Here is an 18490-nt window from a genome sequence, read left to right on the forward strand (position 1 = left end):
CGTAGACGACCCTCAGTGGGACGTCCCAGTTCGTGGCGGTCTTCCGCGCGAAGGCGAGAACGGCTGCGGCAGGATCCCGCTCCTACGCCCGCCCGAGCCCTTCACCGGCGCCGACGTCCTGCTGATGGAGTCCACCTACGGCCACCGGCACCACGACGAGACGGCCGCCCGCGAGTGGTTCTCCCAGGCACTGGAGCGCACCCTCGCCCGGGGCGGCACCGTCGTCATCCCGTCCTTCATCGAGTGGCTGCGCCCGGCGCCGCCACCCAGCACGGTCTACCTCGTCCACGGCGAGCCGGAGGGCTCGGAGGCGCTGCGCGACCGCATCGACCGCGAGCTCGGCTGGACCGCCGTGGTGCCGCGCTCGGGCGAACGGGTGCTGATCCGGTGAGCGGCACAGCCTGAAGGGCGGGGCAGATCGACGCGGTGCGGAGGTGCCGCCGATGAACCGATTCGTCGTCGTGGGTGTGGACCCGTCGACCCGGAGCCGGGCCGCAGTCGACTGGGCCGTCGACGAGGCCTTCCGCCGACGGGCGGACCTACGGCTCGTCCACGCCTTCGAGGCCGCCCAACGGCAGTCCGCGGCCGCGCAGAACCGGAGGCCGGGAAGGTGTCGGCCGACGTGCCGTCGGGATGCTGTGCTTCATGGTGCTCACTCCCCCTCGGCGGCCGCCGGCCAGCGCAGCCGCCGCAGGTAGGGGTCGAAGGACGGCCTGCGTTCGAGGCGGACCCGGGCGTCCACGCAGACCGCGCCGTCGGGGCGGAGGATGACGGGGTTGAGGTCGGCCTCGACGAGCTCCGGGAAGTCGTCGGCGAGCCGGGACAGCCGGGCCAGGACGGACCGTACCGCCGCGAGGTCGACGGGAGTCGCCCCGCCATTGCCCAAAAGGAGGGGTGCGCTGCGCAGTTCGGCGACCATGGCGGTCAGGTCGCGCTCGCTCAGCGGGGCGAGCCGGGCCGTCCGGTCGGCCAGGACATCGGCGGCGGTGCCACCCATCCCGAGGACGACGAGCGGGCCGAAGACCTGGTCCTGGGCCACGCCGGCGAGCAGTTCCACCCCGGGCGCCGCCATCGGCTGGATCACCGCCCCGGCCAGTTCGGGACCGAAATTCTGGGCGAACTCGCGGTAGGCGCAGCGCACTTCGGCATCGGCGGCCAGACCGGTGCGGACGGCACCCAGCGCGCTCTTGTGCACCTGGCCGGGCCAGTACGCCTTCATGGCCACCTTCCCCTCGTGCCCGAGCCGGCGCAGACCGGTGGCGGCGACGGAGGCCATGTGTTCGTCCCGGGCCCATACCGAGACGGTCAGCGGCAGCCCGTACGCCTCCAGCAGGTCGGCGGTGGACAGCGGGTCGAGCCAGCCTCCCTCGGGGTGCGCGGCGAGGTAGCCGTCGATCAGACTGCGGGCGGCGCGCTGGTCGCAGTCCGGGGCTTCGGCGGGTGCGGAGGGGGCTTCGGCGAGCCACCGGGCGCGGTCCCGGGCGTGGGCGAGGGCGCGGGCTGCGGCAAGGCTGTCGGAGTAGGCCGGCAGCATGCCGCCGTCGGCGCAACCGCGGTAGCGGACGGGCACCTGCTGGTCGAGGAGCACGGCGGCGACCGGGACGCGGCGCCGGGCCGGGCCCTCCAGCAGGGCGCGCACCGGTTCGTGCGCGGGGGTGTCGCACAGCGCCGTCGGTGCCAGGCACACCAGGATCGCGTCGACGGCCTCCTCGCGCTCCAACGCACGCAGGAAAAGGGCGAGTTCGGTCGGACCCACGGCCGCCGTGGTGTCCACCGGGTTGCGGACGCAGGCGCCGGACGGAAGCAGTTCCCCCAGTTCCGCTGGGAGTTCGGGCAGCACCAGGCCGGCGTCGGCGCAGGCGTCCGCGGCCAGGATGCCGATACCGCCCGCATTGGACACCACAGCGACCGCCCCGCGCGGAGCGGGCAGCGGCTGGGCGTGCAACAGGGCGGCGGCCTCGACGAGTTCCTCGATGCTCCGGGTGGCCGTGATACCCGCCTGCCGGAACAGCGCCTCCCTGGTCACGGTGGGAGTGGCGGCCGCCGCAGTGTGCGAGGCCGCACCCCGGCGGCCGGCCGTCGAGCGTCCGGCGTCGACGGTGAGCACCGGGACGGTCCGGGTCACGCGGCGGGCGGTACGGGCGAAGGCGCGCGGGCTGCCGAAGGACTCCAGGTGGAGCAGCGCGAGGTCGGTGCGACCGTCCGCCTCCCACCACTGGAGCAGGTCGTTGCCGCTGACGTCGTACTTGTCGCCGAGCGACACGAAGCTCGACACTCCGATGCCCAGCCAGGCCAGCCGCGACAGCAGCGCGATCCCCACGCCGCCGCTCTGCACGGCCACCCCAGCGGTACCGGGCCGGGGAAAGGCGCCGCCGAACTCGGCGTCCAGCCGGACGGCGGGGTCTGTCTGGGCCATGCCCAGGCTGTTGGGCCCGACCAGCCGGATGCTGTGTCGGCGGCAGGCACCCATCAGCCGCCGGGCCTCCTCCGCCGAGAGCCCGGAGGTGAGCACCACCAGCGCCCGGACCCCGGCGGCGCCGCACTCCTCGGCCACCCCCGGGACCGCGGCGGCGGGCACGGCCAGCACGGCGAGGTCCGGCACGGCGGGCAGCGCGCCGACGGACGGGTACGCGCGCTCGCCGCCGACCTCGTCCGTGTGCGGGTTGACCGCCCAGACCGGTCCGGCGAAGCCGCCCTGCCGGATCTTTCCGAGGACGGTCCGCCCGACCGACCCCTCCCGGCGGGACGCCCCGACCACCGCGACCGAGGCCGGGCGCAGCAACGCCGTCAGGCTCGCCAGGTCGGCCCGGCGCCCGCGGTCGTCGACCGCCAGGCGGTAACGCTCGTCCGTCTCCTCCAGCGGGACCCGGAGCCTGACCTCGCCCTGGGCGAAGCGGCGCTGGACGGGCAGGCCGAGGTCGGCGAAGACCTTGTGCACCGCGCGGTTGCCGAACAGGGTGTCGGCTTCGAAGGCGCGGATGCCTGCCGCCCGGGCGGCGTGCACGAGGTGTTCCAGGAGCAGGGTGGCGACACCTCGGCCGTGCCAGGGGTCGGCCACCGCGAGCGCCAGCTCCGCCGTCTCCGGCGGGTCGTCCAGCAGTTCGCAGTCCGCCTCGCCCACCAGTTCCTCCCCCGCCCAGGCGCCGAGCGCCAGCAGGCCGGGGCGCGGCGGCCCGCACAGCCGGTCGGCGGTCTGCCCCGGCGCGGTGCGGCTGACCCCGAAGAACCGCATCCGACGGCTCTCCTCGGACATCCCGGTGGTGTGCAGGTCGAGCACCGCCTGGTGGTCCTGCGGGTCGAGTGGGCGGATCCCGACGGTGGTGCCGTCGGCCAGCAGCGCCTCGGCGGTACTGCGCGGCGGATGAACGGTGGACATGGCGCGTCTCCTCGGCCCTCGCCGATCGGTCTCCTCCAGCCTCCACGCCCGGCCACGGCCACGGGAGGGCCGACCGGCCCCGCCCGCCCGGCCGACCGGCGGCCCGGCCGTGCGCCGTCCGAGGGGCGGGCCGGTCGGGTGTTGCGCAGACTGGGGTCAGGCCGGTCGGCAGCGGAGGTCTCGTCGTGGCAACCGACACACCGGCGGGGTACCCCGTCATGCCCGATCCCTGGACCCTTCGCCACCGGGGCTTCGACCCGGCCGAGGAGGGGCTGCGGGAGGTGCTGTGCGCGGTCGGCAACGGCTACCTGGTCAGCCGGGGTGCCGCGCCGGAGGCGGTCGCCGACGGGGTGCACTACCCGGGGACGTACCTGGCGGGCTGCTACGACCGGGCCGAGTCGACAGTCGCGGGGCGGGTGGTGACCAACGAGGACCTGGTCAACTGCCCGAACTGGCTGCCGCTGACCTTCCGCCCGGTCGGCGGCGCCTGGTTCGCCGGCCCGCCCGCCGAGCAGACCGTGGAGCTGGACCTGCGCCGGGGTCTGCTGACCCGCACCGCCCTCGTGGTCGACGGCCAGGGGCGGCGGACCCGGTTGGTCCAGCGCCGCCTCGCCAGCCAGGCCCGACCGCACCTGCTCGCCTTGGAGAGCACGTACACCCCGGAGAACTGGTCGGGTGCGCTGGAAGTCCGCTCGGCACTGGACGGCGACGTCGCCAACACCGGCGTCACCCGCTACGGCGGACTGGCCGAGCGCCACTTCGCCTCGTTCGGCCAAGGCGTGGAGGGAGACGGGCTGCTCTGGCTTGAGGCCGCCGCGGCAGGCTCTCCCCTCCGGATCGCCCTCTGCGCCCGGACCAGGGCGCACCGGGCCGAGGTGACGGCCGAGTGCCGCGACGGCTGGGCGGCCCACGTCCTCACCGTGCAGGTCCAACGCGGCCGACCGGTCACGGTGGAGAAGACCGTGGCGCTGCACACCTCCCGCGACCGGGCGATCGAGACCCCGCTGCACGCCTCCCGGCTGCTCGCCGCCGAGGCCGGGAGCTTCGACGACCTGCTGGCCGAACACACCGTACGCTGGGCCGAGTTGTGGCGCCGCTGCCGGATCGAGGCCGACTTCGACGGCACCGGTCCGCTGCACCTGAACCTGTTCCACCTGCTCCAGGCCTACTCCGAGCACTCGATCGACCTGGACGTCGGCGTCCCGGCCCGCGGACTGCACGGCGAGGCGTACCGAGGGCACGTCTTCTGGGACGAGCTGTTCGTCCTGCGGCTGCTCAACCTGCGCTTCCCCGAACTCGCCCGCGCCGTACTCCGCTACCGCCACCGCCGCCTGAACGCCGCCCGCCAGGAGGCCCACCGGATCGGCCTGCGCGGGGCGATGTACCCGTGGCAGAGCGCGAGCGACGGCCGCGAGGAATCCCAGCAGCTCCATCTGAACCCGCTGTCCGGCCGCTGGCTCCCCGACCACAGCCACCTCCAGCGGCACGTCGGTTCCGCAGTCGCCTACAACGTGTGGCAGTACTACCAGGCCACCGGGGACCGGGACTTCCTCGCCTCGGCGGGCGCCGAGACGCTGCTGGAGATCGCCCGGTTCTGGTCCTCCGCCGCCAGCTACGACCGGGGACGCGGGCGCTGGTCGATCCGCGGTGTGCTCGGCCCCGACGAGTACCACGACGCCTACCCCGGGGCCGACCGGCCAGGTCTGGACGACAACGCCTACACCAACCTTCTGGCCTCGTGGGTGCTGGCCCGGGCCCAGGACGCGCTGGACGTCCTGCCCGGCTACCGGCGCGAGGAGCTGCTGGAGCGCCTCTCCCTCGACGCCTTGGAGCTGGACCGCTGGCAGGAGGTCGGCCGTCACCTCCACATCCCGTTCCACGAAGGCGTCCTCAGCCAGTTCGACGGCTACCAGCAGCTGGCAGAGCTCGACTGGGCGGCCTACCGGCGCCGTTACCCCGACCTGCGCCGGCTCGACCGCATCCTGGAGGCCGAGGGCGACACGGTCAACCACTACAAGGCGTCCAAACAGGCCGACACCCTGATGCTCTGGTACCTGTTCTCCGCCCGCGAGGTCCGCGACCTGCTACGGCGCCTGGGCTACCCCGCCGGCCACGAGCTGCTCCGCCGCACCACGGACTACTACCTGCGGCGCACCGTCCACGGCTCGACGCTCAGCTCCGTGGTGCACGCCTGGGTGCTCACCCGCTCCGACCGCCGCGCGTCCTGGCGGTACTTCCGCGACACCCTGGCGGCAGACCTGCGGGACAGCCAGCGCGGCACCACGGCGGAGGGCGTCCACCTGGGCGCGATGGCGGGCGCGGTCGACCTGCTGCAGCGCTGCTACACCGGTCTGGAGGTCCGCGAGGACGCCCTCTGGCTCGACCCGCACCTGCCCTCCGCCCTCAGCCGGCTGGACCTCGACCTGCGTTACCGCGGCCACTGGGGCCTCACCATCACCGTCGACCGCCGCACGGTCACGGTGAGCCTGCGCGAGGACCGCCAAGAGCCGGTCCTGATCCGGCTGCGCGGCACACAAGCCGTGATCCGACCGGGCGAGGCCCGCCGCTTCCACCTCTGACAGTGATGATGTGACTGGTGGTTCTGCTGATGAGCCTGACTCGCCCTCTGACAGCGGCCTTCACCGCCGCCCGGACCAACCCGGTTCCACCTGCTCCCAGGCTGACTCCCAGTCGTCCTCCGCCCGCTGTTCCAGCCGGTGGCGGCACAGCGCGAAGCCGCCCTCCGCAGCCAGCCCGAGCACGAAGACCGTACCCAGGCCCACCAGAGCGGCGTCCGACAGGATCCCCGCGACCTCCTTGGGGGCGCCGACCGGGTTCCCGGCGTCGTTCAGCCCGACCACAACGGCCGTCCCGGCCGGCGTGCCATCCGGCACCGGGATGGTCCCGCCACCCGGCCCGGCCGGGTACGTCCAGCGGGCCGGAGCATGCGCCCGCGGGCTTCCCTCCCGCAGGTCGTCCGACTGGGCCGGACCCGTGGTGACGGCGGTGACGACGTGCCGGTGCCTGGCGACCTGCTGCGCGGTGTGCGTCCCCGCACCGAACACCAGGAGCGCCGCCACCAGAGCCACCACGAGCGTGGCGAGCACCGTCAATGCCAGCGCGGCCACCAACCGGCTGTACGTCCGGTCCACCGGGCGGCAGAGCGGATTGAGGTCCAGACCGACGGCCCGCCGGACGTGCTGGCGCAGCGACGTGCGCGGGGCCGGGTGGCTGTGTGTGGTGGCTGCGACGGACATGGCGCGCCTCCTCCGTGCCGGGGTGGCATGTGCCCTCGCAGATCAGTCTGCCGAGCCCGCTTCCGCCTCCCGAGGGCCTGACGGCCCTGGTGTCGGGCCCGAGGGGTCCTTCGCTGCAGGTCGCTCGTCCCCGGCCGGGCCGGCCGTGAAGTCGCCGCGGACGAGGACCACGGGGCAGCGGGCGTACCGGACGCAGTACCGGGAGACCGAGCCGAGCAGCGCGCCGACGAAGCCGCCGAGGCCTCGGCTGCCGACCACCAGCAGTGCGGCCCCCGCAGAGAGCTTCACCAGGACCTCGCCGGCACTGCCGTGCTCCACCCGCTGCCGCACGACGGCCCCCGGGCACCGGCCCGTCTCCCGCATCACCACCTCGGCGAGCTCCGACCCGGCGACGGCGTCGGACTCCTCCGGGGACACCGTGATGCCCCGTCCGTAGACACCCGGCTCGTCCCAGCTGGTCACCGCCTCCACGACCGCGCCGGTCAGCCGGGCCTCCCCCAGAGCCCAGCGCAGCGCTGCTCGGGACGGACGCGAGCCGTCCACGCCGACGACGATCCGCCGCTCGTCCGTCGTCCGGTCGATGCCGTTCACTTCGTTCACCTCCGTGCAGCGCCGGCCCTCCACTGCGTCTGCATTCCCCAGCACACCGGCTATCGGGTACCCGCCGCTTGGACCGGCGGGCCCCAGGGCCGGGGCCGTCCGGCCCCTGTACAGCCCCGCCCACAGTGGTACGCCATGGAGGTAGGGACAGGATCGCCCGTGTGCGCGGCTGCTCTGCCGGGATGATCCTGAAGCGAGGGGGCCACAACACGCGAGGCAGCGATGAACACCGAAGAAGCACCGGGAGAGACCGAGGCCTGGGTCGTGGCGCAGCCGGGGCCGGTGGGTAGGGCGGGCCCGGGGCCGTTGGTGTGGGAGCGGCGGCCGCTGTCCGCGCCCGGATCGCGGGAGATCCTGGTGGAGGTGGAGGCGTGCGGGGTGTGCCGGACGGACCTGCACCTGGCGGAGGGGGATCTCGCTCCCCGGGTGGCGCGGTGCACGCCGGGGCACGAGGTGGTCGGGCGCGTGCGGGCGGTCGGTCCCGCGGTCGAGGAGTTCACGGTGGGGGACCGCGCCGGGGTGGCCTGGCTGGCCCGGACCTGCGGCAGCTGCGGGTACTGCCGGACCGGGCGGGAGAACCTCTGCCCGGATTCGCGCTACACCGGCTGGGACCGGCACGGCGGCTACGCCCGCCACGTGGTCGCGGACGCCCGTTTCGCCTACCGCCTGCCCGAAGGGCCGCCCGCCGAGGAGCTCGCCCCGCTGCTGTGCGCCGGGATCATCGGCTACCGGGCGCTGGAGCGGGCCGAGCTGCCGCCGGGCGGGCTCCTGGGCATCTACGGCTTCGGCGCGTCCGCGCACCTGACCGCCCAGCTCGCCCTCGCCCGGGGCGCGCGGGTGGCCGCGTTCACCCGGGGTGCGGCGGCCCGACGGCTGGCATTGGAGCTCGGCGCCGAGTTCGCCGGCGACTCGTACGACCCGCCCCCCGAACCGCTGGACGCCGCCGTCCTCTTCGCCCCGGTCGGCGAACTGGTGCCGGTCGCGCTCGCGGCGCTGGACCGGGGCGGCACGCTCGCGGTGGCCGGCATCCACCTCAGCGACATCCCGCCACTGAACTACCAGCGGCACCTCTTCCAGGAACGCACGCTGCGCAGCGTCACCGCCAACACCCGGGCCGACGGACAGGCCTACCTGGCCGAGGCCACCCGGACCCGCCCGGTGGTCCACGTACGCCGCTACCCGCTGCGGCACGCCGACGCGGCCCTCGCCGACCTCGCCGCGGACCGCGTGACCGGGGTCGCGGTGCTCGTCCCGGAGTAGGCGAAGGCGGACCGGGCCCCGACAACCGTGGCGCCATGCGCGCGGCGCGATCGGCTCGCAACCGAGGTCTGGCGGCGGGCGGCCCCGGTCGCGGTGGGCCGCCCCCTCGAAGACATCGGGGCCCACCGGGATCAGCGGCCGGGTCATCCGCCCCGACGGCCCTCCGATCGTCGCACCCGAGTAGGTGGAACGGATCCCGCGATGACCACGCTCGCGAGCCCGCCCGGCTGACCGTGCACGCCTGCACGGTTCCCCAACCCCCTCCCTCGACCCCTCGACGCCACGCCATACGGCCCGTCTCCCCCTGAAAAGACGGGCCGGCGGACATCCGACTACTCCTCCGACGGGTCCAGGATGTCCTCGACCCGCCGACGCGGGCTGGCCACACCGGGCGGGCCGTAGCCGAGGCGCAGCACCAGTTGGACGTACCCGGGCCCCTCGTCCGTATCGCGCAGACGCCAGCGGGTGTCCGGGATCTCCACGGCCTGGTGCAGGACGGAGGCACGCAGGCCGTGGTCGGTGGCGAGCAGCCAGACCCGTTCCATGGCCTGTCCGGTGCGCAGCCAGTCGGCCTGGCCGTCGAGGTGGGTGGTGAGGGTGGCCAGTTGCGGCAGCGCCTCGAAGCGTTCGGCTGGGGTGGCATGGCGCGGCGGGTGTCCGGCGAAGCCTCGCATCGGGACGCGGGCGTCGCGGTCGTGCGAGCCGAGGGCGGCCAGCGGGATGCCGTCGTAGGAGGGCTCCAGCCGTAGCCAGCGGCGGGTCTCGGCCTCGCGGGTGACGTCGGCGGCCATCGCGGCCTCGGCCTCGGAGGTGAGGGCGAGCACGCGACGCACCCCGTCCTCCTCCAGCACGGTGAGCGTGACGCCTTCGTCCCGGCCCGCCGAGATGAGGTCGGCGATCAGTGCCTCGGGGACGTCCCGGTTGGTGAACGGCTGCCGGCTGGAGTGGCGCCCGGCGATGGCCGGGTAGAGGTCGGCGCCGAAGGGCTGCCGTGTGCGGGCCTGCGTGGAGAGGTCGAGCACGGCACACGGTTGCGCGCCTTCGCCGGACGGCAGCAGCCGGACGGCGGCCTCGCGGCCGAGGCGCGCGGCGGCCACGCGCAGATTGAACAGGGCAGCGCCGATCGAGATGTGCAGCGCCCGAAGGTCCGGGTCGGCAGCCTGGACGGCCCGGCTCAGGTCGGCGTGGACCTCCAGCCCGAGCCGGTCGGACGTGGGGCGGAAGCGCCAGGGCTGGCTGTTGTGCAGCGACGGCGCCAGGCCTCCGGCTTCGGCCAGCAGATGCAGGTCCGCGATGGTGAGGGCGGTTTCGGTGGTCATGATGATTCACTCCCGGCTCCTGGATCCCGGCTCCCAGCTCCCGGCTCCCGGCGGGGAGCGCCGGTGATTCGAGCATCCGTCGGGTCGGTGGCGCCGGGCGAGGGTCCTACGGCCCTGGTCTCACGACCGAGCGGGCACCGATGCTCACCGATGCGTCCGGCCTCGTCGGACAGGTCCGCGCCGGCCACCGCAGATAGGGCCCACCGGAGGGCCGAACAGCCCTGCTGTCTCGCACCCGGCGGCAGTCTGCTGGACGGGAGAGGTCCGGTTCATCGTGCCGGGCCCTGAGTACCGGAGCCACGGCCGTGCTGACCGACGACTCCCGCACCGCCACCCAGCAGCTGATGCGCACCACCAGCGGACGCACCATCGCGGTGTCCCGCTTCACTCCCGAGGTCCTGCCGGACACCGGCCGCATCGTCCTGACCGTCCGCGCACCGATCGGCGCGACCGAAAAGCCCGCTCGCACGATCGAGATCACGCGGGGCGGTTGACCTGACCGGCCGGGCGGGCCCGAGCCCGCCCGGCCCCGAGAGGACCGGACATGAGCACGAACACCACGACTCCGATACGCACCAAGCGGTGGAGCCTGCGCCTCGACCTCTTCGAGGAAGGTGACACCACCAAGGTCCACGCCGTCCTCGACACCGGCGACAACACCCTGGAGTCCCGCACCACCGCCCGCCGTAACCCGCACGACCCGCTCGTCCCCGAGATCGGCGACGAGTACGCCGCCGCCCGCGCCCTGATCGACCTCGGCCACCAGCTCCTCCGCGCCGGAATCGCGGACGCCGCCGCCAACGACCGCTCCCTCGCGGGCTGATCGGGCCCGTAGAGTTCGCGGAGCTTCCGCGAACCGTGGTAGCTGGAGAACATCAGGCAGGTGGACGACTACGTCCTGTTGGGGCTGCTCGTTCACAAGCCGTGCCGAAGCCACCGGCGAGATGGCCGCCGTCCTGGACGGTGAGCTGCGCGGGTGGCTGCCCGACGGCCGGCACACGCTGGACTGGTGACGGACCGGTGTGATGATTCACCATTGCGGGGGACACAGCCACCACTGGCCTGGCCCGATGTCGAGCGGGTCGTTACCGTGCCGCGGGTGGAGACGATTCGGTCCTGGGGCGAGGTGGTCGCCGACCCATCCGATCTGACCCCCGCCCTGCCCACCACCGCCCCGGATACCGCGCCGCCCCCTTCAAAGCCGCGGCCCGCTCCGGCGAGTGATCTCGCTGAACATGGGGGCCAGATCATTGCCTCGTGAAAGTCCGAGGTCGGCGACGCCTTCCGTGGCCGGCCGGGAGCTGCCCCAGTTGTCAGGGCCGTTGCGGACACCCCAATTACGGGAACAGTCTTGCCGTGCAGCCGGGTTGTGCCACCATGAGGAGGCGGTTGGAGGTAGCGGCAGTTCTCGGCCGGGTTTCCTGAGAGTCGCACCTGTTGAGTTGGGGGGCGAGCGTTGAGCGGGGGCTCAGGCGGCTTTGAGCAGGGCTGTCCGGTTTGCTGCACCCCCGGGGAGGGCGGCGAGTGCCCGGTCTGCGCCTGGCGGCTCGACGGCGATCACTTCCTCGGCACGCCGACTGAGGAGGAGCTGCGGCGCGACAATCGGGCGCTGCGCGCGGCACGCGATCGGTGGAATGCCCGCGCCCTCGCCGCCCTGATGCCCCCCGACCCCGCATCATCCGACGGCGAAACCGCCCAGGCGGCGCCCTGCGGTCGGACGAGCTGGGAACACCTTCTGGCGGAGCTGGTCGGGCAGCCCGACGCGGCGCTCTGGTTCGTCGAACTGACCGTCGACCGCATCGGCCTGATCAAGGCGACCACGGACCGCAACGGCATCCCCCGGGCTCAGGACGCCGGCGGTGCGCTCTGGGAATCTCTCGTCCCCGAGTTCGCCGCTGACCCCGCCACCCGCGCCTTCCAGCTGGCCGGTGGCATCGGCGAGCTGCCAGCCGTCGACCGCACCGCCCTCGACGACGGCGTCCGCCGCCTGCTGGCCCACCTGCTCCCGCCAGAAGCCGGCCTGCGGATCGTCCTACTGTCGGAGCGTCCGGACTGGCTGCTGCTGGCCCGAGCGGCTGCCGTGCTGTGCTCCTTGCGGATGCCAGACGCGGAGATCGGGCCGGCACCCGGTGGCACCACGGGCGTGCGCCGGCTGCTGCGGGCCGCTCCACTGCGCCGCGACCACGAGCTGCTGCTGGCCGCCGTCGAAGACAGCGGCGCGGTGCGGCCGCAGACCAGGCTGCTCTTTCAGGCCGGAGCGCGACTGCGGCCCGAGGGGACCGCCTCGATGGCCGTCACGGTGCATGGCGGTCTGGACGACGGCGCCGTGGTCACTCTGCCGATCCTGGCCGGACGCGACACCCCGTCAGGGGGGCGCGCCGTAGCGACGTACCGCGTGCGGCTGCCCGCGCTGCGACCCGTCGAACTGACCTTCGTACTGCGCGGACCTGGCGAGGTCGAGATGCTGCTGCCGGACGGCTCGGCAGCTGAGCCGTCCGGCCCCGCCGATGTCGCCGAGCTGATCGACGGCCTGCCCTCCCGGCTGCGTCGACCTTCTCGCCTCGATCTCCTGCTTGCCGTCGAACTCTCCTACGGAGCCTCGCCGGAGGAGGTCGTCGAGCGGCTCGGATTCGCCCGCGAAGTGCTCGCGCTGATGGCCGAGAAACGGCAGGACACGGCCGTCGCCGCGGTGGGCTACTACGACCATGGCGTGCGTGAGAGCCCCTACACGCCGCGGCGCACCCTGCTGCGCACCGTTGCCCTCGGGACGCCCGCCGCCGCGCTGGCCGCGCTCGCCGGGTGGCAGCCGCTTCAGCGTCACCAGGACACCGTGTCCGCCCTGGAGGACGCGCTCGGGGCGTTGAGACTGCTGGCGGCCTCGACCGTCGGCGCACTGCCGACCGAGCGCCGTGCTCTGGTCCTCGGTCGTCGGCCGCCAGGGGAGCCGGCGACATACGGGCGCGTCCCGGCCTGCCCGCTCGGCGTCGACTGGCGCCGCGAACTGACGGCGCTGCGTAGCTCCGGCGTCGAGGTACTGGTGCGGCGGGACGGTCCCCCGCACGACCTGGTGACGGACCGGGTGGGCCGGCTGCTGCAGCAGTACGGCGCAAATGCGTGGGCGGAGCTGGGTGCTGACGGTGTTTTCGACCAGCGGTACTCTCCGGCCCTGGCTGTCCGCCGGCTGCTGCCCGGATGGCAAGTCGAAGGCGCACCTTGCGCACTCGCGCTGGCCCACCCGCTTCTCTGATCTGTAGCCCTGCCGAGGAGGCAGCCGATGTCGTCCAGCCAGCCGTTACCGTCCGACCCGAACAAGGAGAGGAGCCTCGGGGACGGCGCTGCGGGGCCTTCCTGGGACGGTCCCCGGTCCGGCGGCCCCGCGGGGTCGATACCGCGGGGAGCGAACGCCGGCGGTTCCTACGGCCCCGGGGGGGCACAGTCAATGGACGGGAATCTGGGGCCGGTTCCCATCCCACAGTCGCCCCGGGTCGGCGGCGCGGACCCCATGGTGCGGATCGGCCTGTGGGGGGCGCCACGCTCGGGCAAGACCACCTTCCTGTCGTCAGTGCCGATCGCCGCCATACAGCACGCCCGCCACGGCCGCGGCAACTGGATCATCAGCGGCATGAGCACTGAGGCGAACGCCTTCCTGTCGCGCGGTGTCGACCTGCTCGCTCTGGAACGCGGCTTCCCCGGGCCGTCGGTGGGCGTGGAGCGGATGACATGGTCGTTCCAGGGAGAGGAGCCGCGGCTGATCGGCGGGCCCCGGGAGGTGGGCTTCGTGCTCGACGTCCACGACGTCAGCGGCGAGTCCTTCAGGCCCGATCACCCCCAGCACCCCGCCATCGTGGACCAACTCGCGGCTGCCCGAGGCCTGGTCTACCTCTTCGACCCGCTGCTCGACGGCGAACGGGCCACCCAGAGCCTGCAGTTCTTCTACGCCACGCTCACCGCAGTCAACTCGCGGGTCCGAGACCAGGGCGGCCTGCTGCGCAACCGGCTTCCTCACCATGTCGCCGTCTGCGTGGCCAAGTTCGACGACCCGGAACTCTTCCGGCCATCGGTGGAGGCCGGCTGGGTGACGCAGGACGGCGTCGGGGCGCGGATACCCCGGGTCCCCGAGCACCTGAGCGCCGGCTATTTCGACTGGCTCTGCGACACCTTCCGCGGCTCCACGACCAGACTCGTGCGCGACGCGCTGAACGGCTACTTCCACCCCGACCGGATCAGCTACTACGCCTCCTCGGCCATCGGCTTCCGCCTCAACGAGGCGCAGATCTTCGACTACCGTCACTACGCCCAAGTCGAGTTGGTCGACGGACAGCCGCGGATCTCCACCGAACCGCAGCCGATCAACGTGCTGGAGCCGCTGATCGAGCTGGAGCGCAGGATCAGCGGCGGACGCCGCTGGAATCGACGGCGGTGACGACTGTGCAGCAGGCGACCGAACCTTTCATCACGCACTGGGCCGTGCTTGGAAAGCGTCCCGGGGAGGCCATGGGATACGAGGTGCTGGGCGGCAGCTTGCCCCCGGAACGCGCCGGACGCTGGCTGTGGGGCGCGCAGACCGGCACACCGTCCGTGCGCCATCGCGCGGGCCCCGGCGAACTGCCCTGGCGGGTCTTCCTCAGCGGGGTGGACGGGGAGGCCTCGGCCGCCTGCGCCATGGTGGAGCACGACTGGGACGGCAGCCTCGACGGGACGGGCGCGCCGATCATCACCTCCCGGCTACTGCTCCTGGACTGGGCCCAGGCCAGCGGTGCCGGTCTCACCTGGAGCACGCTGGGCGACGCGGCCGACGCCCTACCCTGGCCGCAGCACCAGCAGAACACCCCGCTCTCGCTGAGTCTGGTCCCCGCCTCCGCCGAAGCGCTCGCCACGGCGGTTAGCGACCTGGGCTTCGACTGGGCGGCCACCGTCGCTGCCCTGCTGCTCGGCGGCCACCTCGTAGCCGTCACCCCGGCCGGCCGGCCGCTTCCCCCGCCTGATGAGCGCGTACGGCTGGTGGACGCCATCGGGGCGCTGCTGCCCTACGGCTGTCGGCGCTGGCTGAGCGCGGCCACGTGGAGCGGTGCGGCGGAGCACCAGCTCACCCTCACCTTCGCCGAGTCAGCCCGCTCCACCCAGACCGAGGTCCGCTATGGCGAGCCCGTCCCGGCGTCCCTCGCGGAGGCGGGCGCGGGCCAGTACCTGGGCGAGCTGCAGCGCCTGCGCCGCAAGGGCTTCTCCACCACCGACCTCGTACGCCACCTCCTGGCAGCCCGGGAACCGCTCAGATGGCGCGACAGTGCCGGCGCGTTCCGCGCGCTGCGCGAGGTGGACCTGCTCGACTCCGTCGTCGCCGAGGTGAGGGCGGGCGGCGGTCGCGTCCAGGACGTCGGCCGAGCACTCGCCCTGCCCCACCCGGCCGGGCTCGACCCCGGTCGGGCGGGCGTCCTCCTGCGCTTCCTCTTCCGAGCCGCCACCACCCCCAGGGCTGCCCCCGCGACCACCGACGGAGAGGACAGCGGCGCCGCCGAACTGCTGGGCCGGCACTGGCGGGAGGAGATCCCACAATGGGTGGCCGACGATATCCTCACCGAGGCCGCCGCCACGGCGGACCACGACCGGGCGCTGGCCTGCCTCGCCCTGATGCGGACGCTGCGCGGGCCCGGCTCGCCCGCCTTCACCAGGCTGCTGGACGCCCTGCTGGACACCACTGCGAACGGCGCACCGGGCGAGCGGCACGACGCCTGGCGCGGCGCGCTCGCCTGGCGGGCCCAGCGGGCCTTCGGCGCCGAGGCGACGAGTGCCGACCGCAGCCTGGTGGAGCACCCCGAGGTCGGCCACGCCTGGGCCCGGACCGCCCTCGACCACGGGCCCTTCGACCCGGACGTGCTCAGCCGCCTCCTCGCGCAGGCCCGGTACCTGCCACTGCGGCAGAGCACCGGCTGGCTGCGCTACGCCGCCTACCTCAGCGCCCTGCCGGCCGCGGGCGACCCGTCCCCCGGCGACGCCGAGGACTTCGCGAGGACGGGGGGCGGCCAGCGGTGGCGGCAGATCCTCGCGCTTGCGGCGGCCAACCGACGTCCGGCGGTGCTCCAGAGCCTGTGGCCGATGTTCTGGAAAGTCGCCGTCAGCTCGCAAGCCCCGGCGCTGGCTGCGCAGTTGGCGCAGTTGGACGGCCCAGGCCGAGCGGCTGCGCCACACGGCGACGACGCCGGCCTCTCGGCCGACCTCGACCTGATCCGGCTCGCCGCCGACCAGCGCCGGGCCAGCACACCGCTCGCCGCACTGGAACGCCATCTGGCACACCCGGATCCGCTCGACGAGGACTGGACGGACCGCTACGCCCGGGCGCTGGAGCAGCGGCTGGCCCTGCTGCCCGACGAGATCACGGCCACCGTGGTCGACGCCCTGCTCGGCGACCGACCCGACCCAGGGCGGTGGCGGGTGCTGGAGCGGATCCTGGCGCGGCAGGTACGCACCGAAGCCGCCCTGGTGCGTGCCCTGGCCAAGCGGCTGCGGGCAGGTGATCGCAGCTGGCTGACCCTAGGCATCCCGCGCGGCGCCCTGGCCGGCCTCACAGCACTGCCCGACCTGCACTGGATCGCTGCCGCCGCCACGCTGACCGGCCTGCTGCACGGTGAACCCGACCCTCGGCGGCTGGGCGAGGCACTGGCCGCGGCGGCCGGCTCCGGCCCCCTGCCCTCGGCGCTGACCAGTGATGTCCTGCCCGTGCTGGCACGGTGGCCGGCCGCGCAGCTGGACCGCCTGGCCCAGGAGCTGTGGCATCGCTCGCCACACCTGGCGACGCAGCTCTACCAGCACATCGCCGACCGGAGGGACACCGCGCCGCTGCGGGCGGAGCTGGTGCGGTACTCCGAACGGGAACTCCAGCGACTGGAGACGGCCCTGCGGGCACTGGGATACGGCACCCAGCAACCGAAGACCGACGGCGGCGCTGCCCCGCTGCCGCAGCCCGGCGCGCGCGACGGCAGGTGGCGAAACCTACTTCCTGGGCGACGGGAGAAGGAGCGGTGAGCCTGGCCATCGACGTCGGAACGCGCTTCGTGCGGTTCGCCCACCTGGACGCCGCAGGTCGCCCCGTCCTGGCTGATCTGGAGGGGGCCGTCCCCGGGGAGGGCCTGCCGGTGGCACCCGGCCGCGCGGGCCAACTGGTGCTGGCCGAGGGCTGCGCCGCGTTCCTCGCCCACCACGGCCCGCCGGACGCCGTCGTCCTGCTCTGCCCGCCGGCGCAGTCGGCGGCCTACTCCCGAGTGATCGTCGAATGCTTCGGGACGGACCCGGACACCTTTGCGCCGCCTCGGCTGCTGCGCCCGGCGGTGGCCGTGCTCGCCCTGCTGCGCCATAACGGCGGGGCGCAGCAGGGGACGTGGGCAGTGTGTGAGTTGGGCGCCGTGGCGGTGGAGGTCACCGTGTGCTCACTCACGCCGCACCGCCTGACGGTGCTGCGGACCGTGCGGCGCCCACCGCACGGCGGGTACGGCGCCGCCTTCGACGCCGCCGTGACCGGCGCCGGGCCGGGCGGAGCCGACGCGGCCTCACTGGCGGCCCTGGGACAGGCACTCGGGGCCCCGGGAGCCGGTGAGCGCCTCGACCTCTCGCTCGCCCGCGCCGAGCTGGACCCGGCACGGCACGACGACACGCCCGTGCTGTGGCTCGGCGATCGGGAGGTGCCCGCCGGGATCCTGCGGCGCGCTCTGCTACCACTGCGCGAGGAACTGCGGCAGGCCCTGGCCGAGGCCGCCGTCGGCGCCCTGTCCACCATCGTGGTGGGCGGTGCGGCCCGGCTGGCGGCCCTGCGCCGGCAGGTGGGCGAACCGGGCGGCTGCGTTGAGCTGCCCGTTGGGGTCGACCCCGCGCTGGCCGCCGTCCTCGGCGCGTCCCTGGTCGCTGCGGGTCGGGTCGACGCCGCGGACCGCTATCCGCACGCACTGGTGATCGGCACCCGACGAGTGCGCCACGGCCGACTGACCTCAGCCGACCTGACCCTGTGCCCACCCGGCGCCCTGGTCCCCGCGGCGCCCGCGGTCTTCGCCCGCGAGGGCGGTCGGCCGGTCGCCGTGGGCGGTGCCGGCGACGTCCCCCGGGAGGTCGAGATCTGGGCGCGCGAGGCGGATGGCGGGCGGACCGTGCGTGCCGGCTCGGCGCGGCTGCCCGCGAGCACACCGGATGAGCGGTTCCACGTCGGCGTCGCGCTTGCCCTCGACGGGACGGCCTGGCTGGTGCTGCGGCCGGTGGACGGTGGCGCATCCCACGAGTACACCCTCGGCGAGCTGCCGAGCGACTTTGAGGAAGTGCGGCAGTGAACCGAACCGACCACCGTTTCGACCCGGCCGCGTGGCTCGCCCGCGGCTCCCGAACCCGGTCCCTGGCCCTGGCGGCCGTGGCCATGCTCGCCCTGTGCGTGCTGCTCCCCCTGTTCTTCGGCGCCCTGATCGGCTGCCTGCTGGTGCTCCTGCTGCTGGCCGGGCTCGGCTGGCTCGAAGCCAACCGGCCGGCCATGGACGGGCACCTGCTGGTGGAGTCGGCCTTCGGCGGGGGCCAGCCCGAACGCGTCGTCCTCACCGGCCGAAGCGTCGCGCTGCGACCGCAGGCCGGCGGGGCCGCGCCCCCCCACGCCCCCCGCCCCCCGTCCCCCCCCGCGCCCGCGGGGCCCCGCAACCACGCACAGACCA

14 protein-coding genes and 1 pseudogene are annotated in these 18490 nt (G+C 74.1%); 11 read left to right on the plus strand and 4 right to left on the minus strand.

Annotation, left to right across the window (positions count from 1 at the left end; all coding sequences use genetic code 11):
* The first annotated feature begins 124 nt into the window (after positions 1–124).
* Together ACFV6I_RS00710 and ACFV6I_RS00715 are read left to right on the plus strand one after the other, a co-directional pair.
* On the plus strand, positions 125–391 hold the full coding sequence (locus tag ACFV6I_RS00710) for an MBL fold metallo-hydrolase RNA specificity domain-containing protein (protein WP_063345864.1): 267 nt from the start codon (positions 125–127) through the stop codon (positions 389–391).
* 52 nt (positions 392–443) lie between these two features.
* The gene (locus ACFV6I_RS00715; RefSeq protein ID WP_380423142.1) at positions 444–698 is read left to right on the plus strand and encodes a universal stress protein; all 255 of its coding nucleotides are present in this window, start codon (positions 444–446) and stop codon (positions 696–698) included.
* Here the strand turns inward: ACFV6I_RS00715 and ACFV6I_RS00720 are convergent.
* Positions 653–3376 carry a GNAT family N-acetyltransferase gene (locus ACFV6I_RS00720; RefSeq protein ID WP_380423143.1) on the minus strand — a complete coding sequence of 908 codons (2724 nt, stop codon included), beginning with the start codon at positions 3374–3376 and terminating at the stop codon, positions 653–655. The two genes, ACFV6I_RS00715 and ACFV6I_RS00720, sit on opposite strands and share 46 nt — an antisense overlap.
* A gap of 218 nt (positions 3377–3594) precedes the next feature.
* On the opposite strand from ACFV6I_RS00720, the gene ACFV6I_RS00725 reads away from it, so the two are divergent.
* Positions 3595–5955: a glycoside hydrolase family 65 protein gene (locus ACFV6I_RS00725; protein ID WP_380423144.1), complete on the plus strand. Its 2361-nt coding sequence runs from the start codon at positions 3595–3597 to the stop codon at positions 5953–5955.
* A gap of 60 nt (positions 5956–6015) precedes the next feature.
* Here ACFV6I_RS00725 and ACFV6I_RS00730 read toward each other — a convergent pair whose 3' ends face one another.
* The gene (locus ACFV6I_RS00730) at positions 6016–6633 is read right to left on the minus strand and encodes a hypothetical protein (protein WP_380423145.1); all 618 of its coding nucleotides are present in this window, start codon (positions 6631–6633) and stop codon (positions 6016–6018) included.
* Positions 6634–6675: 42 nt separating this feature from the next.
* Entirely contained in the window at positions 6676–7224 is a 549-nt protein-coding gene (locus ACFV6I_RS00735) for a universal stress protein (protein ID WP_380423146.1), read from the minus strand.
* 231 nt (positions 7225–7455) lie between these two features.
* Here ACFV6I_RS00735 and ACFV6I_RS00740 point away from each other — a divergent pair, with 231 nt between their 5' ends.
* Entirely contained in the window at positions 7456–8493 is a 1038-nt protein-coding gene (locus tag ACFV6I_RS00740; protein ID WP_380423147.1) for a zinc-dependent alcohol dehydrogenase family protein, read from the plus strand.
* 332 nt (positions 8494–8825) lie between these two features.
* Here the strand turns inward: ACFV6I_RS00740 and ACFV6I_RS00745 are convergent, their stop codons facing one another.
* The gene (locus tag ACFV6I_RS00745) at positions 8826–9812 is read right to left on the minus strand and encodes an Acg family FMN-binding oxidoreductase (RefSeq protein WP_380423148.1); all 987 of its coding nucleotides are present in this window, start codon (positions 9810–9812) and stop codon (positions 8826–8828) included.
* A gap of 305 nt (positions 9813–10117) precedes the next feature.
* Between ACFV6I_RS00745 and ACFV6I_RS00750 the strand changes: the two genes are divergently transcribed.
* The 7 genes and pseudogenes from ACFV6I_RS00750 to ACFV6I_RS00780 all read left to right on the plus strand — a co-directional run.
* Complete coding sequence (locus tag ACFV6I_RS00750; protein ID WP_380423149.1) at positions 10118–10306, plus strand: hypothetical protein; 189 nt, start codon at positions 10118–10120, stop codon at positions 10304–10306.
* A 50-nt stretch (positions 10307–10356) separates the two neighbouring features.
* Positions 10357–10635 (plus strand): dsRBD fold-containing protein, encoded by a 279-nt coding sequence (locus ACFV6I_RS00755; RefSeq protein ID WP_079135306.1) that lies wholly within the window; start codon positions 10357–10359, stop codon positions 10633–10635.
* Positions 10636–11268: 633 nt separating this feature from the next.
* Positions 11269–13059, plus strand: a complete 1791-nt coding sequence (locus ACFV6I_RS00760; RefSeq protein WP_380423150.1) for a hypothetical protein — start codon at positions 11269–11271, stop codon at positions 13057–13059.
* 375 nt (positions 13060–13434) lie between these two features.
* Positions 13435–14235: a hypothetical protein gene (locus ACFV6I_RS00765; RefSeq protein ID WP_380423151.1), complete on the plus strand. Its 801-nt coding sequence runs from the start codon at positions 13435–13437 to the stop codon at positions 14233–14235.
* A 71-nt stretch (positions 14236–14306) separates the two neighbouring features.
* Complete coding sequence (locus tag ACFV6I_RS00770) at positions 14307–16832, plus strand: hypothetical protein (RefSeq protein WP_380423152.1); 2526 nt, start codon at positions 14307–14309, stop codon at positions 16830–16832.
* The gene (locus tag ACFV6I_RS00775) at positions 16829–18121 is read left to right on the plus strand and encodes a hypothetical protein (RefSeq protein ID WP_380423153.1); all 1293 of its coding nucleotides are present in this window, start codon (positions 16829–16831) and stop codon (positions 18119–18121) included. Before ACFV6I_RS00770 ends, ACFV6I_RS00775 begins: the two co-directional genes overlap by 4 nt.
* Positions 18118–18490, plus strand: a pseudogene (locus ACFV6I_RS00780) (hypothetical protein); the annotation flags it as partial. The gene ACFV6I_RS00775 and the pseudogene ACFV6I_RS00780, both read left to right, overlap by 4 nt.

The sequence above is a fragment of the Kitasatospora sp. NPDC059803 genome (assembly GCF_042732255.1).
GTDB lineage: Bacteria > Actinomycetota > Actinomycetes > Streptomycetales > Streptomycetaceae > Kitasatospora.